The following is a 13,579-nucleotide window of genomic DNA, read 5'->3' as shown; positions in this document are numbered from 1 at the left end:
GTTTACTAATATGCCATCAATATGTTTCCATAATTTCTGGTGTTCCCATTATTATATAAGTACCGGTAGTATACCTAACAATAGCAAAATTGAAATCAATAGGCTCTCCATTACTGTAAATACTTTCATATTGACCCGTATACGTAGTAGCAGTATATCCATTTTCTAAAGTTCCGGTTCTTATATCATTGTCCCCAATGTTTTTTAAAACTCCCGTTGCTTTTTCATAACAATTGTCTATATTATTATTTTCTACTTTTGCCTTTATATACTCAAAATACCTAATTTTTGTTGGTGTATTTTGTAATATAGAACTAATATTATTTTTAAGCTCACTAAGCCTATATCTACTGTCCTTTTTTATTATGTCTATCTTTATGATATTGTGATCACCATATAAAGTACTTTCTATATATCCATTAAGTGAATTCCCATAAAATTCTATAAGATAATTTTCTCCATTACGAGAATAACTTTTATTTAATTTAGCAATACTATTTAGTTTATAAAATAATTCCTTTATAGCTTCTTCTCCTGGCTGAAAACTATCAAATTGAGCTGTAATACCATATTCTACTGTTTCTCCATGAACAGCCTTAAGCATTTCATAAAAAACATCCAGTTTATTCTGAGAGAAAACTCCATTACTTTGGGAAAGGATTTTGCCAGATGCGCTTTTTTCTTGAGTATCAATTCTATAGGCTAAAGATCTGAATGACAAAGATAGTATACATATTATACATAAGACGATTGAAAAGATATTTTTTCTGTTCATAATTTTCCCCCCTTATTCTGTTTAAAATTATGGACAGAATATATATAAATATTCATTTAGAAAACATTTTTATCATAAAATTCAATTGTCAGACATAAAATATAAATATACCCACTACCAATATATAATTAATCCAGCTGAATTGTGAGTTTATTTTAGTCAAAAAAAATAAGCATGGAGCTAATCTCCATACTTATTTTAAATTAATCCTAGCGAGAGCCCTCGCTAATGCCATCTGGGCCCTCTTTATGTCTATTCCGTCTTTTTGACTTTGCAATCTTTCCTCTGCTCTCTTTTTGGCCTTCTGTGCTCTTTCTATATCTATTTCTTCCGGCCATTCACAATCATCACAGAGAATCTTGAGTTCATTGTCCTTTACTTCCAATACACCTGTAGAAGTAAATGCCTTTAACTTCTTGCCATCTTCTTGTGTAATTTCAGTGTCTGCTGGTCGAAGAACAGTTATTAAAGGCATATGATCCGGAAGAATTGCAATTTTACCATCTACGCTGTCTGTTATTACCTCTACCACTTCTCCACTGTAAAAATCTCTTTCAGGAGTAAGGATAGTCAACTTCAAGACCTTTGACATATTAATCTCCTTCTTACAAATTAATGTAATCTATCAATCTTTGTTCATATTTTTAGCAGCCTCAATTACTTCGTCTATACTTCCTTTGAATAAAAATGCTGTTTCCGGCAAATCATCATACTTGCCTTCCATAATTTCCTTAAATCCTTTTATAGTATCTTTTATAGGAACATATTTACCTTTATATCCTGTAAACTGTTCCGCAACTGAAAATGGCTGAGATAAAAATCTCTGAATTCTTCTAGCTCTCAAAACAACTAATCTATCTTCCTCCGAAAGTTCATCTACACCAAGTATTGCTATAATATCTTGGAGTTCACTGTATCTTTCAAGTATATGTTTAACATTTGATGCCACTTCATAATGTTCCTTACCTACAATTCTTGGATCCAGTATTCTTGAAGTAGAACCAAGAGGATCAACTGCAGGATAAATACCAATTTCTGATATTGATCTTGAAAGAACTGTTGTTGCATCCAGATGTGTAAATGTTGTTGCCGGAGCCGGGTCAGTCAAATCATCAGCAGGCACATATACTGCCTGAACGGACGTGATAGACCCATTCTTTGTAGATGTTATTCTTTCCTGTAGAGCTCCCATTTCAGTAGCAAGCGTAGGTTGATAACCAACTGCACTAGGTATTCTTCCAAGGAGCGCCGAAACTTCAGAACCAGCCTGCGTAAATCTGAATATATTATCTATAAACAGAAGCACATCCTGACCTTGATCCCTGAAATATTCTGCCATAGTAAGACCTGTAAGTGCAACTCTCATTCTTGCTCCTGGTGGTTCATTCATTTGTCCAAATACAAGTGCGGTTTTATTTATAACTCCTGATTCCTGCATTTCATAATAGAGGTCATTGCCCTCCCTTGTTCTCTCTCCAACACCTGTAAATACAGACAATCCACCATGCTGCTTTGCAATATTATTTATAAGCTCCTGTATAAGTACTGTCTTACCAACACCTGCTCCACCAAATAGTCCTATCTTTCCACCTCTTTGATACGGTGCAAGAAGATCTATAACCTTAATACCAGTTTCAAACATCTCAGGTTTTACGGATTGATCTTCAAAACTCGGTGCCGCTCTATGAATAGGATATTTTTTATCTGTATTTAAATCTCCTTTTTCATCAATTGGCTGACCCAGCATGTTAAAAAGTCTTCCCAAAACAGGTTCTCCTACAGGTACCGATATAGGTGATCCAGTGTCAACAGCATCCATATCTCTCATTAATCCATCTGTACTTTCCATTGATATGGTTCTTACTATGTCATCCCCCAAATGCTGGGCTACTTCTGTAACAACCATTCTATCTTTGCATTGTATATTTACAGCATTATATATATTAGGAAGGTTTTCCGGTTTGAATTTTATATCAACAACAGGTCCTATAACCTGAACAACTTTGCCTATGTTAGGCATTAATATCCCTCCTTACTTGAGTGCCTCTGCTCCTCCAACTATCTCAGTTATTTCCTGAGTTATAGCAGTTTGCCTCTCTCTATTATATTTAAGATTTAAACTTTCCAATAAGTCATTTGCATTTTTAGTTGAACCATCCATTGCCGTCATTCTGGAAGCCTGTTCGCTTGCCTTTGAATTCATCATACAATTAAGAACCTTCTGTTTTAAATGTGAAAATACCATGTCCTCTATTATTTCTTCTACACTAGGTTCAATTTTTATAAAGCCCCTTTTCTCTTTCTCATCGGCAACTATAGGAAGCAATTTTTCAACAATTACTTCTTGTTTGATTGTAGAAATAAATTTTGTATATGCTATATTAACCTCTCCAACTTTACCATTTCTATAGAGATCAATAATCTTATATACTATGGTATTTGCCTCTTTTAATGTTGGAATATCGGGAATATCCACATATTCTGCCTCAGTAACATAATGAAGTCTTTTAAAATACATTCTTCCCTTTTGTCCTACTGCTATTAAAATACAATTTTCTCTATCTTTCGATATTTCAGCATCAAGTCCGCTCACAACATTGTTATTAAATCCTCCACAAAGACCTGTATCTGAATTCAAACATATGTAGAGTTTTTTCTTGCTGTCATTACCATAAGTATAAATACTTCTGTCCAGATCTTCCAAGACAATATTTTTCACAATATCACTGAATAATTTACAATAATTGTTGTTAACTTCAAGGTTTTTTCTAACTTTTCTAAGATTAGCAGTAGCAATAAGTGCCATGGCATTCGTTATTTTTTGGGTACTGGTTACTGATTTAATTCTTCTCTTTATTGCAACAAGTCCTGCTCCTGCCATATTTCACCTCCCGCAAAGGAATTATACCTCTGCTAAAAATATTTTTTTAAATTCTTCTATAGCGTTTCCCAGCTTATCACTCAATTCATCAGATATAACTTTTTTATCTGCTATTTCCTGTACTATCTCTTTGTGGTGGGTATTCATGTATTCAAGAAACTCATTTTCAAACTGAACAATTTTTTCAACTGGAATATCCATTAAATGATTTCTACCAGCTGCAAATAATATAATTACCTGATTTTCTACAGGCATTGGCCTATACTGGGGCTGTTTTAATATTTCCGTTAACCTTTTTCCCTTTTCAAGTCTCCTCATTGATTCTTTATCAAGATCAGAACCAAATTGAGCAAACGCTGCAAGTTCTCTATATTGTGCAAGATCCAGTCTAAGTGTACCTGCTACCTGCTTCATAGCTTTAATTTGTGCATTACCACCAACCCTGGATACCGATATTCCTGCATTTATAGCTGGTCTCTGTCCTGCATAAAAAAGTTCTGTTTCTAGAAATATCTGCCCATCCGTAATTGATATAACATTTGTTGGTATATATGCCGTAACATCTCCTGCCATAGTCTCTATTATAGGGAGTGCAGTAAGAGATCCGCCACCTAATTTGTCAGACAATTTTGCAGCCCTTTCAAGTAATCTTGAATGTAAATAGAATACATCACCTGGATATGCCTCTCTTCCTGGTGGTCTACGAAGTAATAATGACATCTCTCTATATGCAACCGCATGTTTTGACAAATCATCATATACTATAAGCACATCTTTTCCTTTATGCATAAAGTACTCACCCATAGTACATCCTGCATAAGGGGCAATATATTGAAGCGGTGCTGGATCTGATGCCGTAGCTGACACAACTATCGTATAGTCCATAGCACCCATTTCCGTCAATTCGTTTACCATATGAGCTACAGTGGACTGTTTCTGTCCTATAGCTACATATATACATATTACATCTTTTCCTTTTTGGTTGATTATAGTATCTATGGCAATAGCAGTTTTACCCGTCTGTCTATCTCCTATAATCAGTTCTCTTTGGCCTCTTCCAATTGGTATCATTGAATCTATAGCTTTGAGTCCAGTCTGAAGTGGTTCCTTAACAGACTGCCTTGTTATAACTCCTGGAGCCACAACATCTACTGGTTCAGTTTGTGAAGTTTTAACAGGTCCTTTACCATCAATAGGCTGTCCGAGTGAATTTACTACTCTTCCCATTACATCTTCACCTACTGGAACCTCTACAACCTTACCTGTACTCTTAACTACGTCTCCTTCTTTTATTCCTTCCTCTGAACCTAAAAGAACACAACCTACATTATCTTGTTCAAGGTTCAAAGCCATACCATAAACACCATTTGGAAACTCTAGAAGTTCATTGGCCATACATTTATTAAGGCCATAAACCCTGGCAATACCATCACCAATTTGAATTATTGTACCTGAATCAACTGTCTCTATTTTCTTTTCATATTTTTGTATTTCATCTTTTATAATTGAAGTTATCTCTTCAGGTTTTATGTTCATAGGCTCACCTCTAATCTTTCCTAAGCATTACTTTCTTCATTTCAGAAAGTTTTGATTTTATAGTTCCATCAATAACTTGATTATCTACATTAACATATACACCACCTATTATAGATGGATCCAATTCTGATTTTATTAAAATCTTCTTATTAAATTTTTCTTCTAATTTAGCCTTTAATTTTCCTTTTTCATCTTCTGTTAAAGGAACAACTGTCTTTACTTCTGCTACAATGGTATCATGCTTTTCAAGATATATGTTTTCCATCTCTCTAAGCTTTCCTCCAACATCACCGATTCTACCTTTTTCTACAAGAACTAACAGGAACGAAAATACATCATCATTAACTTTATTTTTAAATACGGTGGTAAGTATACTCTTTTTTTCTGACGTACTTATTTCAGGATCTCTAATAATTTTCATAAATGTAGCATTTCCTTCTATTGCTGCTACAACTTGCCTTAATTCTTCAAGATATTCCTCGACTTTATCTTTTTCTTCTGCAATTTTGTAAAGTGCTAGTGCATATCTTCTATTTAAATATTCATACATAGTCAGATACCTACCTTAGTTATAAAATCTTCAATGAGTTTTCTATGCTGATCTTCATCGATAGATCCCTCTAAAGCCCGTGATGATACAAGAAGAGCTAAATCTACAACCTGATTTTTTATGTCATCCTGTGCCTTTTCTTTTTCCCTATCAGCTTCAGTTTTTGCTCTAGTTAATATTATTGTAGCCTCTTTTTGTGCATCTTTTATTATATCTTCAGAAACCTTGCCAGCTTTGTTTTTATAGTCCTCAACAATAGATTTGCCTTCTTGTTTTGAATTGCTCAGAAGTTGCTGATGTTGAGCCAACAGTTTCTGTGACTTTTCTTTATTCTCATCGGCATTTTTAATTTTGTCAGCAATCTCCTCTTTCCTATTAGTAATGCTGTTATCAATTGGCTTAAAAAAGAAATGCCTCAAAATAAAATACAATATAATGAAATTTATTATTGTTATAATAACCCTACTTAAATTAATTTCCATATTGAAACTGATTCCTCCCCTCTAAAACATCAACATAAGTTGGTGAGGTATGTAATATCAAACTTTAAATACTAAAATAAGTGCTATCAATAGAGCATAAATAGCAGTTACTTCTGATAAAGCTGCACTTACGAAGAATGTACTCAATATCTTACCACTTGCTTCTGGCTGTCTTGATACTCCTTCAACTGCTTTTCCTGCAGCATTACCAACTCCAATACCTCCTCCTAAGCATCCTATAGCAGCTAAACCTGCTCCGATAGCTGCCATACCCGATATAAATGACTGTGCATCTAAATTCATAATAAAAATCCTCCTTAAATATATAAATAGTTTATGCTACTACTCTTCAGCTATAACTTTTATGTTCATCATTGTAAGCATAACAAATACTATCATTTGTATTGAACCATCAAATAAATCAAAGAAAGCATGAAAGGGAATAGGTACCAGCAACTGTGCAAACCATCCTATATGGCTTAACCCACCATATACCATCCCAACAATTACAGCACCTGCAGTTAAATTTCCAAATAGTCGTAAACTCAATGAAACTGGAAGAACCACTCTTTCTATAATATTAAGTGGCAACAACGGTACTACCGGTTTAGAATACGCTACAAAATACCCCTTTAAACCAATTTTCTTGATTGCATTAAATTGAACTAATACAAATGTTATAAGTGCCAGTCCTACTGCAACACTCAGATCTTCACTAGGAGATCTTACTCCAACAATTAATGGAAGAATATTGATTGCTATAATATAGATAGCTAAAGTTCCTATATAAGGTATATAGGATTTATATTCTTTCCCCATATTGTCTTCAACAAGATTTCGTATTGATTCAAATATAATTTCAACAACGCTTTGCTTCTTATCAGGTATTTTCTTCATATTAGTAGTAAAAACTTTTGCAAGAACAGCTAAGAACAAAATAATAATCCATTGTACAAGAATGCTAGATGTTATTCCAATATTGAACGAACCAAAATGCATTATGAACAATGGTGAAAAGCTTTCCATTTCATCACATCCTTTCTTTAATTGTCGTCAATTGTTCTTAATAACTGAATATATATATATTCCCATTAAATGAGAAGTATATCCAAATAGATATGCAACTGTACTATATTTGTCATAGGTAAAAACTGCATATCCTATCCCTGCAGCAATTGCAATTCTTATAAAAAAACTTATTATGTATAGGGATACCGATGAATTTTTTAAATTTTTAAATATCAATCCACCTACTGCACTATTAATAAAAAAATTAAATAAAGCTATACACATCCCCAGCATTACAAACAATCCATAGTTTTTAAATAATATCTGTATGACAAAAGCTGCAATTATACCAATTACCGAATCAATTATGGATACTTTTTTTATCATGTCCAAAATATCTTTATCCATTAAGTTCCTCCGCCTAGAGTAATTAATAAAATTATACACCTTTAAAATACAATCGGAAAGCTTTATTTTAAATTTAACATACTTTTTTTAATAAACTGACTTTACTAAAAATAGATAAATAAGCAAACCAGGTATTTTATATTTAACCTGGTTTACTTTTTATTTATTTAGAATATTATATATGTTATTTCTCTAAATTATTTATAGTTTTCTACTATTACAGCTGTTCCCATTCCTCCGCCTATACACAGTGTAGCTAAACCATATTTTGAATCTCTTTTCTTCATTTCATAAAGTAATGTAGTAAGTATTCTTGCACCAGAAGCTCCAATTGGATGTCCAAGAGCAACTGCTCCACCATTTACATTTACTTTGCTCATATCGAATTTCAAATCTTTAGCAACTGCCAAACTTTGTGCTGCAAAAGCTTCGTTAGCCTCAATTAAATCTATATCTTCTATAGTCAAATTAGCCTTTTCAAGTGCTAATTTTGTAGCAAAGAATGGTCCGTATCCCATTATCTGAGGATCTAATCCCTTTGAGCCATAAGAAACTATTTTAGCAAGAGGCTTTATTCCAAGCTCTTTAGCTTTATCAGCACTCATAACAATTAAAGCTGCTGCTGCATCATTTATACCTGAAGCATTACCTGCTGTAACAGTTCCACCATCCTTTTTAAATGCTGGTTTTAATTTGCTCAATGATTCAAAAGTTGTCCCAAATCTAGGGAATTCATCAGTATCAAATACTATTTCACCTTTTTTTCTATCTTTTATAACTACTGGAGTTATTTCATCCTTGAATCTTCCACTCTTTATTGCATTTTCAGCTTTGTTTTGTGATGATGCTGAAAATTCATCCTGCATTTCTCTTGTTATACCCCATTTTGCTGCTACATTTTCAGCTGTCATACCCATGTGGTAATTATAGAAAGCATCCCAAAGTCCATCTTTTACCATCTCATCTATTACTTTTCCATCAAACATTCTTTGTCCCCATCTTGTAGTTGGAAGTACATAAGGAGCTGCAGACATGTTTTCCATTCCACCAGCTACGACGATATCATCATCGCCAGCTTTTATTACCTGAGCTGCTAAGCTTACTGCCCTAAGTCCTGAGCCACAAACTTTATTCAATGTAAAAGCTGGTACTGTGTTTGGAATATCTGCTTTTATTAGTGCTTGTCTTGCTGTATTTTGTCCAAGTCCTGCTTGCAATACATTTCCCATTATAACTTCGTCTATATCTTCTGCCTTTATGTTAGCTCTTTTTATTGCGTCTTTTATAACTATAGCACCTAACTCTGGGGCAGAAATGCCTTTTAAGCTTCCTCCAAATTTACCTATGGCTGTTCTAGCTGCACTTGCAATAACTATTTCTTTCATGATTCATCCTCCTATATTTTTAAAATTTTAATAATGTTAATAAATTTAATAAATTATAAATTTTTCTGTCAACAATTTCAATAGCTATATAGAAAGTAAAAATAATTGAAAGTTTTAAACAAATTTTGCCAATAACCCGTTAGTTAGACAAATTAATACGTTTAATAAAATTTTGAATAGATGTCTTTATTTTTGTCGAAAAATACATTACCTAAAACCAATTTCATAAACTTTCAATAAAATTAATTTAAGGTTCTCAAAGTTTATTAAAAATAAGAGAAATAATCTAATGATATTTCAATCTTCTTTTGCAACAAAACATTTTTATTCCACTTATCATTTCATTGTTAAAACCATTTTGTCTTTATAATTCCAATGTTCAATAAATTTTATTTCGGAATTTATTAGAATAATTTCACAAGTTTGTTGCTTTCTATATAGGTAATTAAAATTTTGTTAAAAAAAAGACAAACTTTTTTTAACAATATAGCCAGGAAATTCAATCTCCTAACTATGTAATGGTTAACATACTTATATGTTACACTATCTATAAGATATTTGCAATATTTAATTTTTTATTTTTTTTATTTTTTTAAATAATTGAACTCATTATATTTTCCTTTTTCGATTTCAAAATAATCCAGTATTGCATCAGCAATTCTTGCAGAAGCTTTTCCATCGCCATAAGGATTTATTGCCCTACTCATCTTTTCATATTCATAGGTATTTCGTATAAGTTCATTGGCATTTTTAATTATCATCTCCTGAGAAGTTCCCACAAGTTTTACAGTACCAGCCTCTACAGCTTCCGGTCTCTCCGTAACATTTCTCAATACAAGTACTGGTTTTCCTAGGTGTGGAGCCTCTTCCTGTAATCCTCCTGAATCTGTCATGACCATATAACACTTGTTCATTAAATTATGAGTTTCATCCGTATCAAGAGGTGGAAAAAGATGTATTCTATCTTCTTCTCCAAGTATTTTATATACTACATCCTTAACTATTGGATTTAAATGGACTAAATATATTAATTCTACATCTTTATTTTGTTGTACCACAATTTTCAAAGCTTTGCAAATATTTTCTATTCCTGCACCCCAATTTTCTCTCCTGTGGGCCGTTACCATTATCACTTTATTATTTTTATAGTCTATTTCATTCAATTTATGGTTGTTAAATTTATAACTTTTATTTATTGTAACATTCATAGCATCTATTACTGTATTTCCAGTTATAAATATTTGATCTTCGCAAACCCCTTCCTTTAAGAGATTATCCCTTGATTTTGGCGTAGGTGCAAAATGCAAGTCTGCTATAGCACCTGTAAGTTTCCTATTCATTTCTTCTGGAAAAGGAAAATATTTATTATAGGTTCTAAGCCCAGCTTCAACATGACCTACTTTAATCTTCCTATAAAATGCAGCCAACGCTCCTGCAAATGTTGTAGTAGTATCTCCATGAACCAAAACAAGGTCCGGATTTTCTTTTATAAATATTTCCTCAAGTCCTTCAAGTACCTTTGTTGTTATTCCTGTCAATGTCTGTTTCTTTTTCATTATGTTTAAATCAAAATCTGGATTTATGTCAAATAAATTCAATACCTGATCTAACATTTGTCTATGCTGCGCTGTAACGCACACTTTATTGTCTATGTATTTTCTTTTTTCAAACTCCTTTACAAGTGGCGCCATCTTTATTGCTTCAGGCCTTGTACCAAATATGGTTATAGTCTTTAGTATTTTCATATATATACCTCCATTTTTTTGAGACAATATCTCGTGTAAAAAACTATCCCCTATGTTTAAAAAAACCAACTTTCCAAGCAATTACAACAAGTACTACCATAACTCCTGCCAGAACAAAATAAGACCTCTGTGGATTAATTTGCATGGCAATTATGGAGAAGCTTCCCAGTATCGCACTTATTATATACATTATTATAACTGATTGCCGCTGAGTAAGTCCCATGTCAAGTAGCCTATGATGTAAATGTCCTCTATCTGCCTGCATAATGGGCTTTCCATTTATCTTTCTTCTTATCATAGCAAATAATGTATCATATATAGGTATACCCAATGCTAGTATTGGAACCGCAATAGAGAATGCTGCCGCCGACTTTATTGCTCCTTCTATTGATATAGATGCAAGCATAAATCCTAAAAGTTGTGCTCCGGTATCTCCCATAAATATTATAGCTGGATTAAAATTATATGGTAGAAAACCTAGTATAGCTCCTGAAAGTATAATCGTAAGCATAGCTGCTTCATTTCTACCATTTAAAATTGATATTACGAAAAGTGTAATAGCTGATATCAACGATATTCCTGCTGCCAGTCCATCAAGCCCATCAATAAGATTCATGGCATTCGTTATACCTACTACCCATATTATAGTAAGAGGAATATACATGTAACCTACATTTATAAATTGATAAACATCACTCATAGGGTTTGTTATAATTGTTATTCTTACTCCAAAGTATATCAAAACAAGTGCAGATGATATTTGAAATAACAACTTGCACCATGGCTTTATGTTGTATTTGTCATCTATAAATCCACCTATTACTATTATTGTTGCACCTAATATCAAACCAATTTCGGAATTAGTCAAATTTTCTTTATTTAATATAAGTGTTATTACAAAAGAAAAATATATGGCCAATCCGCCTAAAAGTGGCATTGGCTTGTTATGTACTCGTCTATTATCCTTTGGTATATCAACAATATTAAACTTCACTGCGAATTTTTTTACAAATGGCGTAAGTAGCGCTGAAATTGCTGCCGAAATTATTGCCAATATGTATATATTATCCATTAATTAACCTTCCTCATCACATCTTATGTTTATTCCCTTACTACTTTTTCCAATTTAATATATGGTGCATATTTAAACCAATTTATTTCTGGAGAGTAGTCCTCACAAAATACGACTCTGCTTATTCCACAAGTTATTATAAGTTTTTGACATTCCGGACATGGCATATGAGTAACATAAAGGGTAGATTCTTCCCTATCATCAGGCGATACTTCTAAAAGACAATTAACTTCTGCATGAATAGTTCTTATACAGTGATTATTTTTCATAAAACATCCTACATCGTCACAATGATCTAATCCTCTGGGGCTTCCATTGTATCCAGTTCCTTTAATTCTCTTATTTTTCACGAGAACAGCCCCTACGTGCAATCTTGGACAGGTACTCCTTTCTGCAACTTCAAATGCAATGTCCATAAAATAATTATCCCAATCTTTTCTCATAAAAATTATCTCCTCAGTTTAAGCACATATTAATTATAAACTATAAAGCTATTTTTTTAAAGAAATCCTAAAATCTTTAAAATTTTAAGACTCTCGAAACCATCAAGAGTCTTAAAATTTCAATTACTTAGTACCATAAAGTCTGTCACCTGCATCTCCAAGTCCAGGTATTATATATCCATTTTCATTCAACTTTTCATCCAAAGCTCCTATATATACATCCACATCAGGATGATCTTTGGTAACTTTTTTTATTCCTTCTGGAGCAGCAATTAAACACATAAGTCTTATCTTTTTAGCTCCCTTTTTTTTCAAAAGAGATATTGCATCCGTAGATGAACCACCTGTGGCAAGCATGGGATCTGTTACAATTACATCTCTTTCTCCAATATCCTGAGGCAATTTACAAAAATATTCTACAGGTTTCAATGTCTTCTCATCCCTATAGAGTCCTATATGACCTACTTTGGCAGCTGGAATAAGTTGTAACATCCCGCCTACCATGCCAAGTCCTGCTCTAAGTATAGGTACTATGGCCACCTTTTTTCCTGATAGCATCTTACATGTAGTCTTGCATATAGGTGTTTCTATTTCAACATCTTCTGTCTGAAGATCTCTTGTAACTTCATATGCCATAAGCATAGCTACTTCCTCTACAAGTTCCCTAAAATCCTTTGAGCCCGTATTTTTGTCCCTTATAAGAGCCAACTTATGAAGTATAAGTGGATGTGTTATCTGCGTTACTTTACTCATTCTACAATTACTCTCCTTATCTATTGCACAGCTAAATGTACAATCTATAAATTTATAAACTAGAATTATCTAGTATATTTATTTTCTATTTCACTAATTTTATTAACTCTTCTTTCGTGTCTTCCTCCCTGGAATTCTGCATTTAAAAATGCATCTACTATATCCATTGCAAGTCCAGTACCTACAATTCTTTGTCCAAGTGCTAGGATATTTGCATTATTGTGTTCTCTACATGCATGTGCACTAAATGTATCTCCACAGACTGCAGCTCTTATTCCCGGGATTTTATTTGCAGCTATACTTATTCCTATACCTGTTCCACATACTAATATACCAAATTCATAGTTTTTAGATGCAACCTGTTCTCCAACCTTCTGTCCATAATCCGGGTAATCACAAGAATCCTCTGAAAAAGTTCCAAAATCTTTAAATTCTATATTCTTAGCTTTTAAGTGTTTCATTATTTCCTTTTTTAGAGGGAATCCGGCATGATCACTTCCTAAAGCAATTTTCATAAAAACACCTCCGAAATTTATATACT

Annotated in this window: 16 protein-coding genes; all 16 read right to left on the bottom strand. The window is 32.9% G+C overall.

Features of this window, described 5'->3' with window-relative positions:
• Nucleotides 1–16: 16 nt before the first annotated feature.
• Nucleotides 17–775 carry a hypothetical protein gene (locus ACSVC9_RS15565; protein ID WP_446898312.1) on the bottom strand — a complete coding sequence of 253 codons (759 nt, stop codon included), beginning with the start codon at nucleotides 773–775 and terminating at the stop codon, nucleotides 17–19.
• A 193-nt stretch (nucleotides 776–968) separates the two neighbouring features.
• The gene (locus tag ACSVC9_RS15560; protein ID WP_446898311.1) at nucleotides 969–1,367 is read right to left on the bottom strand and encodes a F0F1 ATP synthase subunit epsilon; all 399 of its coding nucleotides are present in this window, start codon (nucleotides 1,365–1,367) and stop codon (nucleotides 969–971) included.
• A gap of 33 nt (nucleotides 1,368–1,400) precedes the next feature.
• A complete protein-coding gene (gene atpD, locus ACSVC9_RS15555) occupies nucleotides 1,401–2,795 on the bottom strand; it encodes a F0F1 ATP synthase subunit beta (protein ID WP_446898310.1) in 1,395 nt (464 codons plus the stop codon).
• 12 nt (nucleotides 2,796–2,807) lie between these two features.
• A complete protein-coding gene (gene atpG / locus ACSVC9_RS15550) occupies nucleotides 2,808–3,656 on the bottom strand; it encodes an ATP synthase F1 subunit gamma (RefSeq protein ID WP_446898309.1) in 849 nt (282 codons plus the stop codon).
• A 21-nt stretch (nucleotides 3,657–3,677) separates the two neighbouring features.
• Nucleotides 3,678–5,192, bottom strand: a complete 1,515-nt coding sequence (gene atpA / locus ACSVC9_RS15545) for a F0F1 ATP synthase subunit alpha (RefSeq protein ID WP_446898308.1) — start codon at nucleotides 5,190–5,192, stop codon at nucleotides 3,678–3,680.
• Nucleotides 5,193–5,202: 10 nt separating this feature from the next.
• Complete coding sequence (locus ACSVC9_RS15540) at nucleotides 5,203–5,742, bottom strand: F0F1 ATP synthase subunit delta (protein WP_446898307.1); 540 nt, start codon at nucleotides 5,740–5,742, stop codon at nucleotides 5,203–5,205.
• 2 nt (nucleotides 5,743–5,744) lie between these two features.
• A complete protein-coding gene (locus ACSVC9_RS15535) occupies nucleotides 5,745–6,224 on the bottom strand; it encodes a F0F1 ATP synthase subunit B (RefSeq protein ID WP_446898306.1) in 480 nt (159 codons plus the stop codon).
• 57 nt (nucleotides 6,225–6,281) lie between these two features.
• On the bottom strand, nucleotides 6,282–6,527 hold the full coding sequence (gene atpE / locus ACSVC9_RS15530) for an ATP synthase F0 subunit C (protein ID WP_291723414.1): 246 nt from the start codon (nucleotides 6,525–6,527) through the stop codon (nucleotides 6,282–6,284).
• 39 nt (nucleotides 6,528–6,566) lie between these two features.
• Nucleotides 6,567–7,250, bottom strand: a complete 684-nt coding sequence (locus tag ACSVC9_RS15525; protein ID WP_446898305.1) for a F0F1 ATP synthase subunit A — start codon at nucleotides 7,248–7,250, stop codon at nucleotides 6,567–6,569.
• A 27-nt stretch (nucleotides 7,251–7,277) separates the two neighbouring features.
• A complete protein-coding gene (locus ACSVC9_RS15520; protein WP_446898304.1) occupies nucleotides 7,278–7,640 on the bottom strand; it encodes an ATP synthase subunit I in 363 nt (120 codons plus the stop codon).
• Between the two features lie 197 nt (nucleotides 7,641–7,837).
• Entirely contained in the window at nucleotides 7,838–9,025 is a 1,188-nt protein-coding gene (locus ACSVC9_RS15515; RefSeq protein WP_446898303.1) for an acetyl-CoA C-acetyltransferase, read from the bottom strand.
• 584 nt (nucleotides 9,026–9,609) lie between these two features.
• Nucleotides 9,610–10,770, bottom strand: coding sequence for a non-hydrolyzing UDP-N-acetylglucosamine 2-epimerase (gene wecB, locus ACSVC9_RS15510; protein ID WP_446898302.1), 1,161 nt, complete (start codon nucleotides 10,768–10,770; stop codon nucleotides 9,610–9,612).
• 43 nt (nucleotides 10,771–10,813) lie between these two features.
• Nucleotides 10,814–11,842: a glycosyltransferase family 4 protein gene (locus ACSVC9_RS15505; protein ID WP_446898301.1), complete on the bottom strand. Its 1,029-nt coding sequence runs from the start codon at nucleotides 11,840–11,842 to the stop codon at nucleotides 10,814–10,816.
• Between the two features lie 29 nt (nucleotides 11,843–11,871).
• On the bottom strand, nucleotides 11,872–12,285 hold the full coding sequence (locus ACSVC9_RS15500; RefSeq protein WP_446898300.1) for a deoxycytidylate deaminase: 414 nt from the start codon (nucleotides 12,283–12,285) through the stop codon (nucleotides 11,872–11,874).
• Between the two features lie 123 nt (nucleotides 12,286–12,408).
• On the bottom strand, nucleotides 12,409–13,038 hold the full coding sequence (upp, locus tag ACSVC9_RS15495; protein WP_446898299.1) for a uracil phosphoribosyltransferase: 630 nt from the start codon (nucleotides 13,036–13,038) through the stop codon (nucleotides 12,409–12,411).
• Nucleotides 13,039–13,103: 65 nt separating this feature from the next.
• Complete coding sequence (rpiB, locus tag ACSVC9_RS15490) at nucleotides 13,104–13,553, bottom strand: ribose 5-phosphate isomerase B (protein WP_446898298.1); 450 nt, start codon at nucleotides 13,551–13,553, stop codon at nucleotides 13,104–13,106.
• Nucleotides 13,554–13,579 lie beyond the last annotated feature (26 nt).

The sequence above is a fragment of the Clostridium sp. LBM24168 genome, assembly GCF_052953915.1.
Note: the sequence above shows the minus strand (reverse complement) of the source record. Positions and strands in the feature narration are given on the sequence as shown.

Coding starts and splice junctions, on each gene's coding strand:
- ACSVC9_RS15565 (WP_446898312.1), bottom strand. CDS start 775: ATGAACAGAAAAAATATCTTTTCAATCGTCTTATGTATAATATGTATA.
- ACSVC9_RS15560 (WP_446898311.1), bottom strand. CDS start 1,367: ATGTCAAAGGTCTTGAAGTTGACTATCCTTACTCCTGAAAGAGATTTT.
- atpD (WP_446898310.1), bottom strand. CDS start 2,795: ATGCCTAACATAGGCAAAGTTGTTCAGGTTATAGGACCTGTTGTTGAT.
- atpG (WP_446898309.1), bottom strand. CDS start 3,656: ATGGCAGGAGCAGGACTTGTTGCAATAAAGAGAAGAATTAAATCAGTA.
- atpA (WP_446898308.1), bottom strand. CDS start 5,192: ATGAACATAAAACCTGAAGAGATAACTTCAATTATAAAAGATGAAATA.
- ACSVC9_RS15540 (WP_446898307.1), bottom strand. CDS start 5,742: ATGTATGAATATTTAAATAGAAGATATGCACTAGCACTTTACAAAATT.
- ACSVC9_RS15535 (WP_446898306.1), bottom strand. CDS start 6,224: ATGGAAATTAATTTAAGTAGGGTTATTATAACAATAATAAATTTCATT.
- atpE (WP_291723414.1), bottom strand. CDS start 6,527: ATGAATTTAGATGCACAGTCATTTATATCGGGTATGGCAGCTATCGGA.
- ACSVC9_RS15525 (WP_446898305.1), bottom strand. CDS start 7,250: ATGGAAAGCTTTTCACCATTGTTCATAATGCATTTTGGTTCGTTCAAT.
- ACSVC9_RS15520 (WP_446898304.1), bottom strand. CDS start 7,640: ATGGATAAAGATATTTTGGACATGATAAAAAAAGTATCCATAATTGAT.
- ACSVC9_RS15515 (WP_446898303.1), bottom strand. CDS start 9,025: ATGAAAGAAATAGTTATTGCAAGTGCAGCTAGAACAGCCATAGGTAAA.
- wecB (WP_446898302.1), bottom strand. CDS start 10,770: ATGAAAATACTAAAGACTATAACCATATTTGGTACAAGGCCTGAAGCA.
- ACSVC9_RS15505 (WP_446898301.1), bottom strand. CDS start 11,842: ATGGATAATATATACATATTGGCAATAATTTCGGCAGCAATTTCAGCG.
- ACSVC9_RS15500 (WP_446898300.1), bottom strand. CDS start 12,285: ATGAGAAAAGATTGGGATAATTATTTTATGGACATTGCATTTGAAGTT.
- upp (WP_446898299.1), bottom strand. CDS start 13,038: ATGAGTAAAGTAACGCAGATAACACATCCACTTATACTTCATAAGTTG.
- rpiB (WP_446898298.1), bottom strand. CDS start 13,553: ATGAAAATTGCTTTAGGAAGTGATCATGCCGGATTCCCTCTAAAAAAG.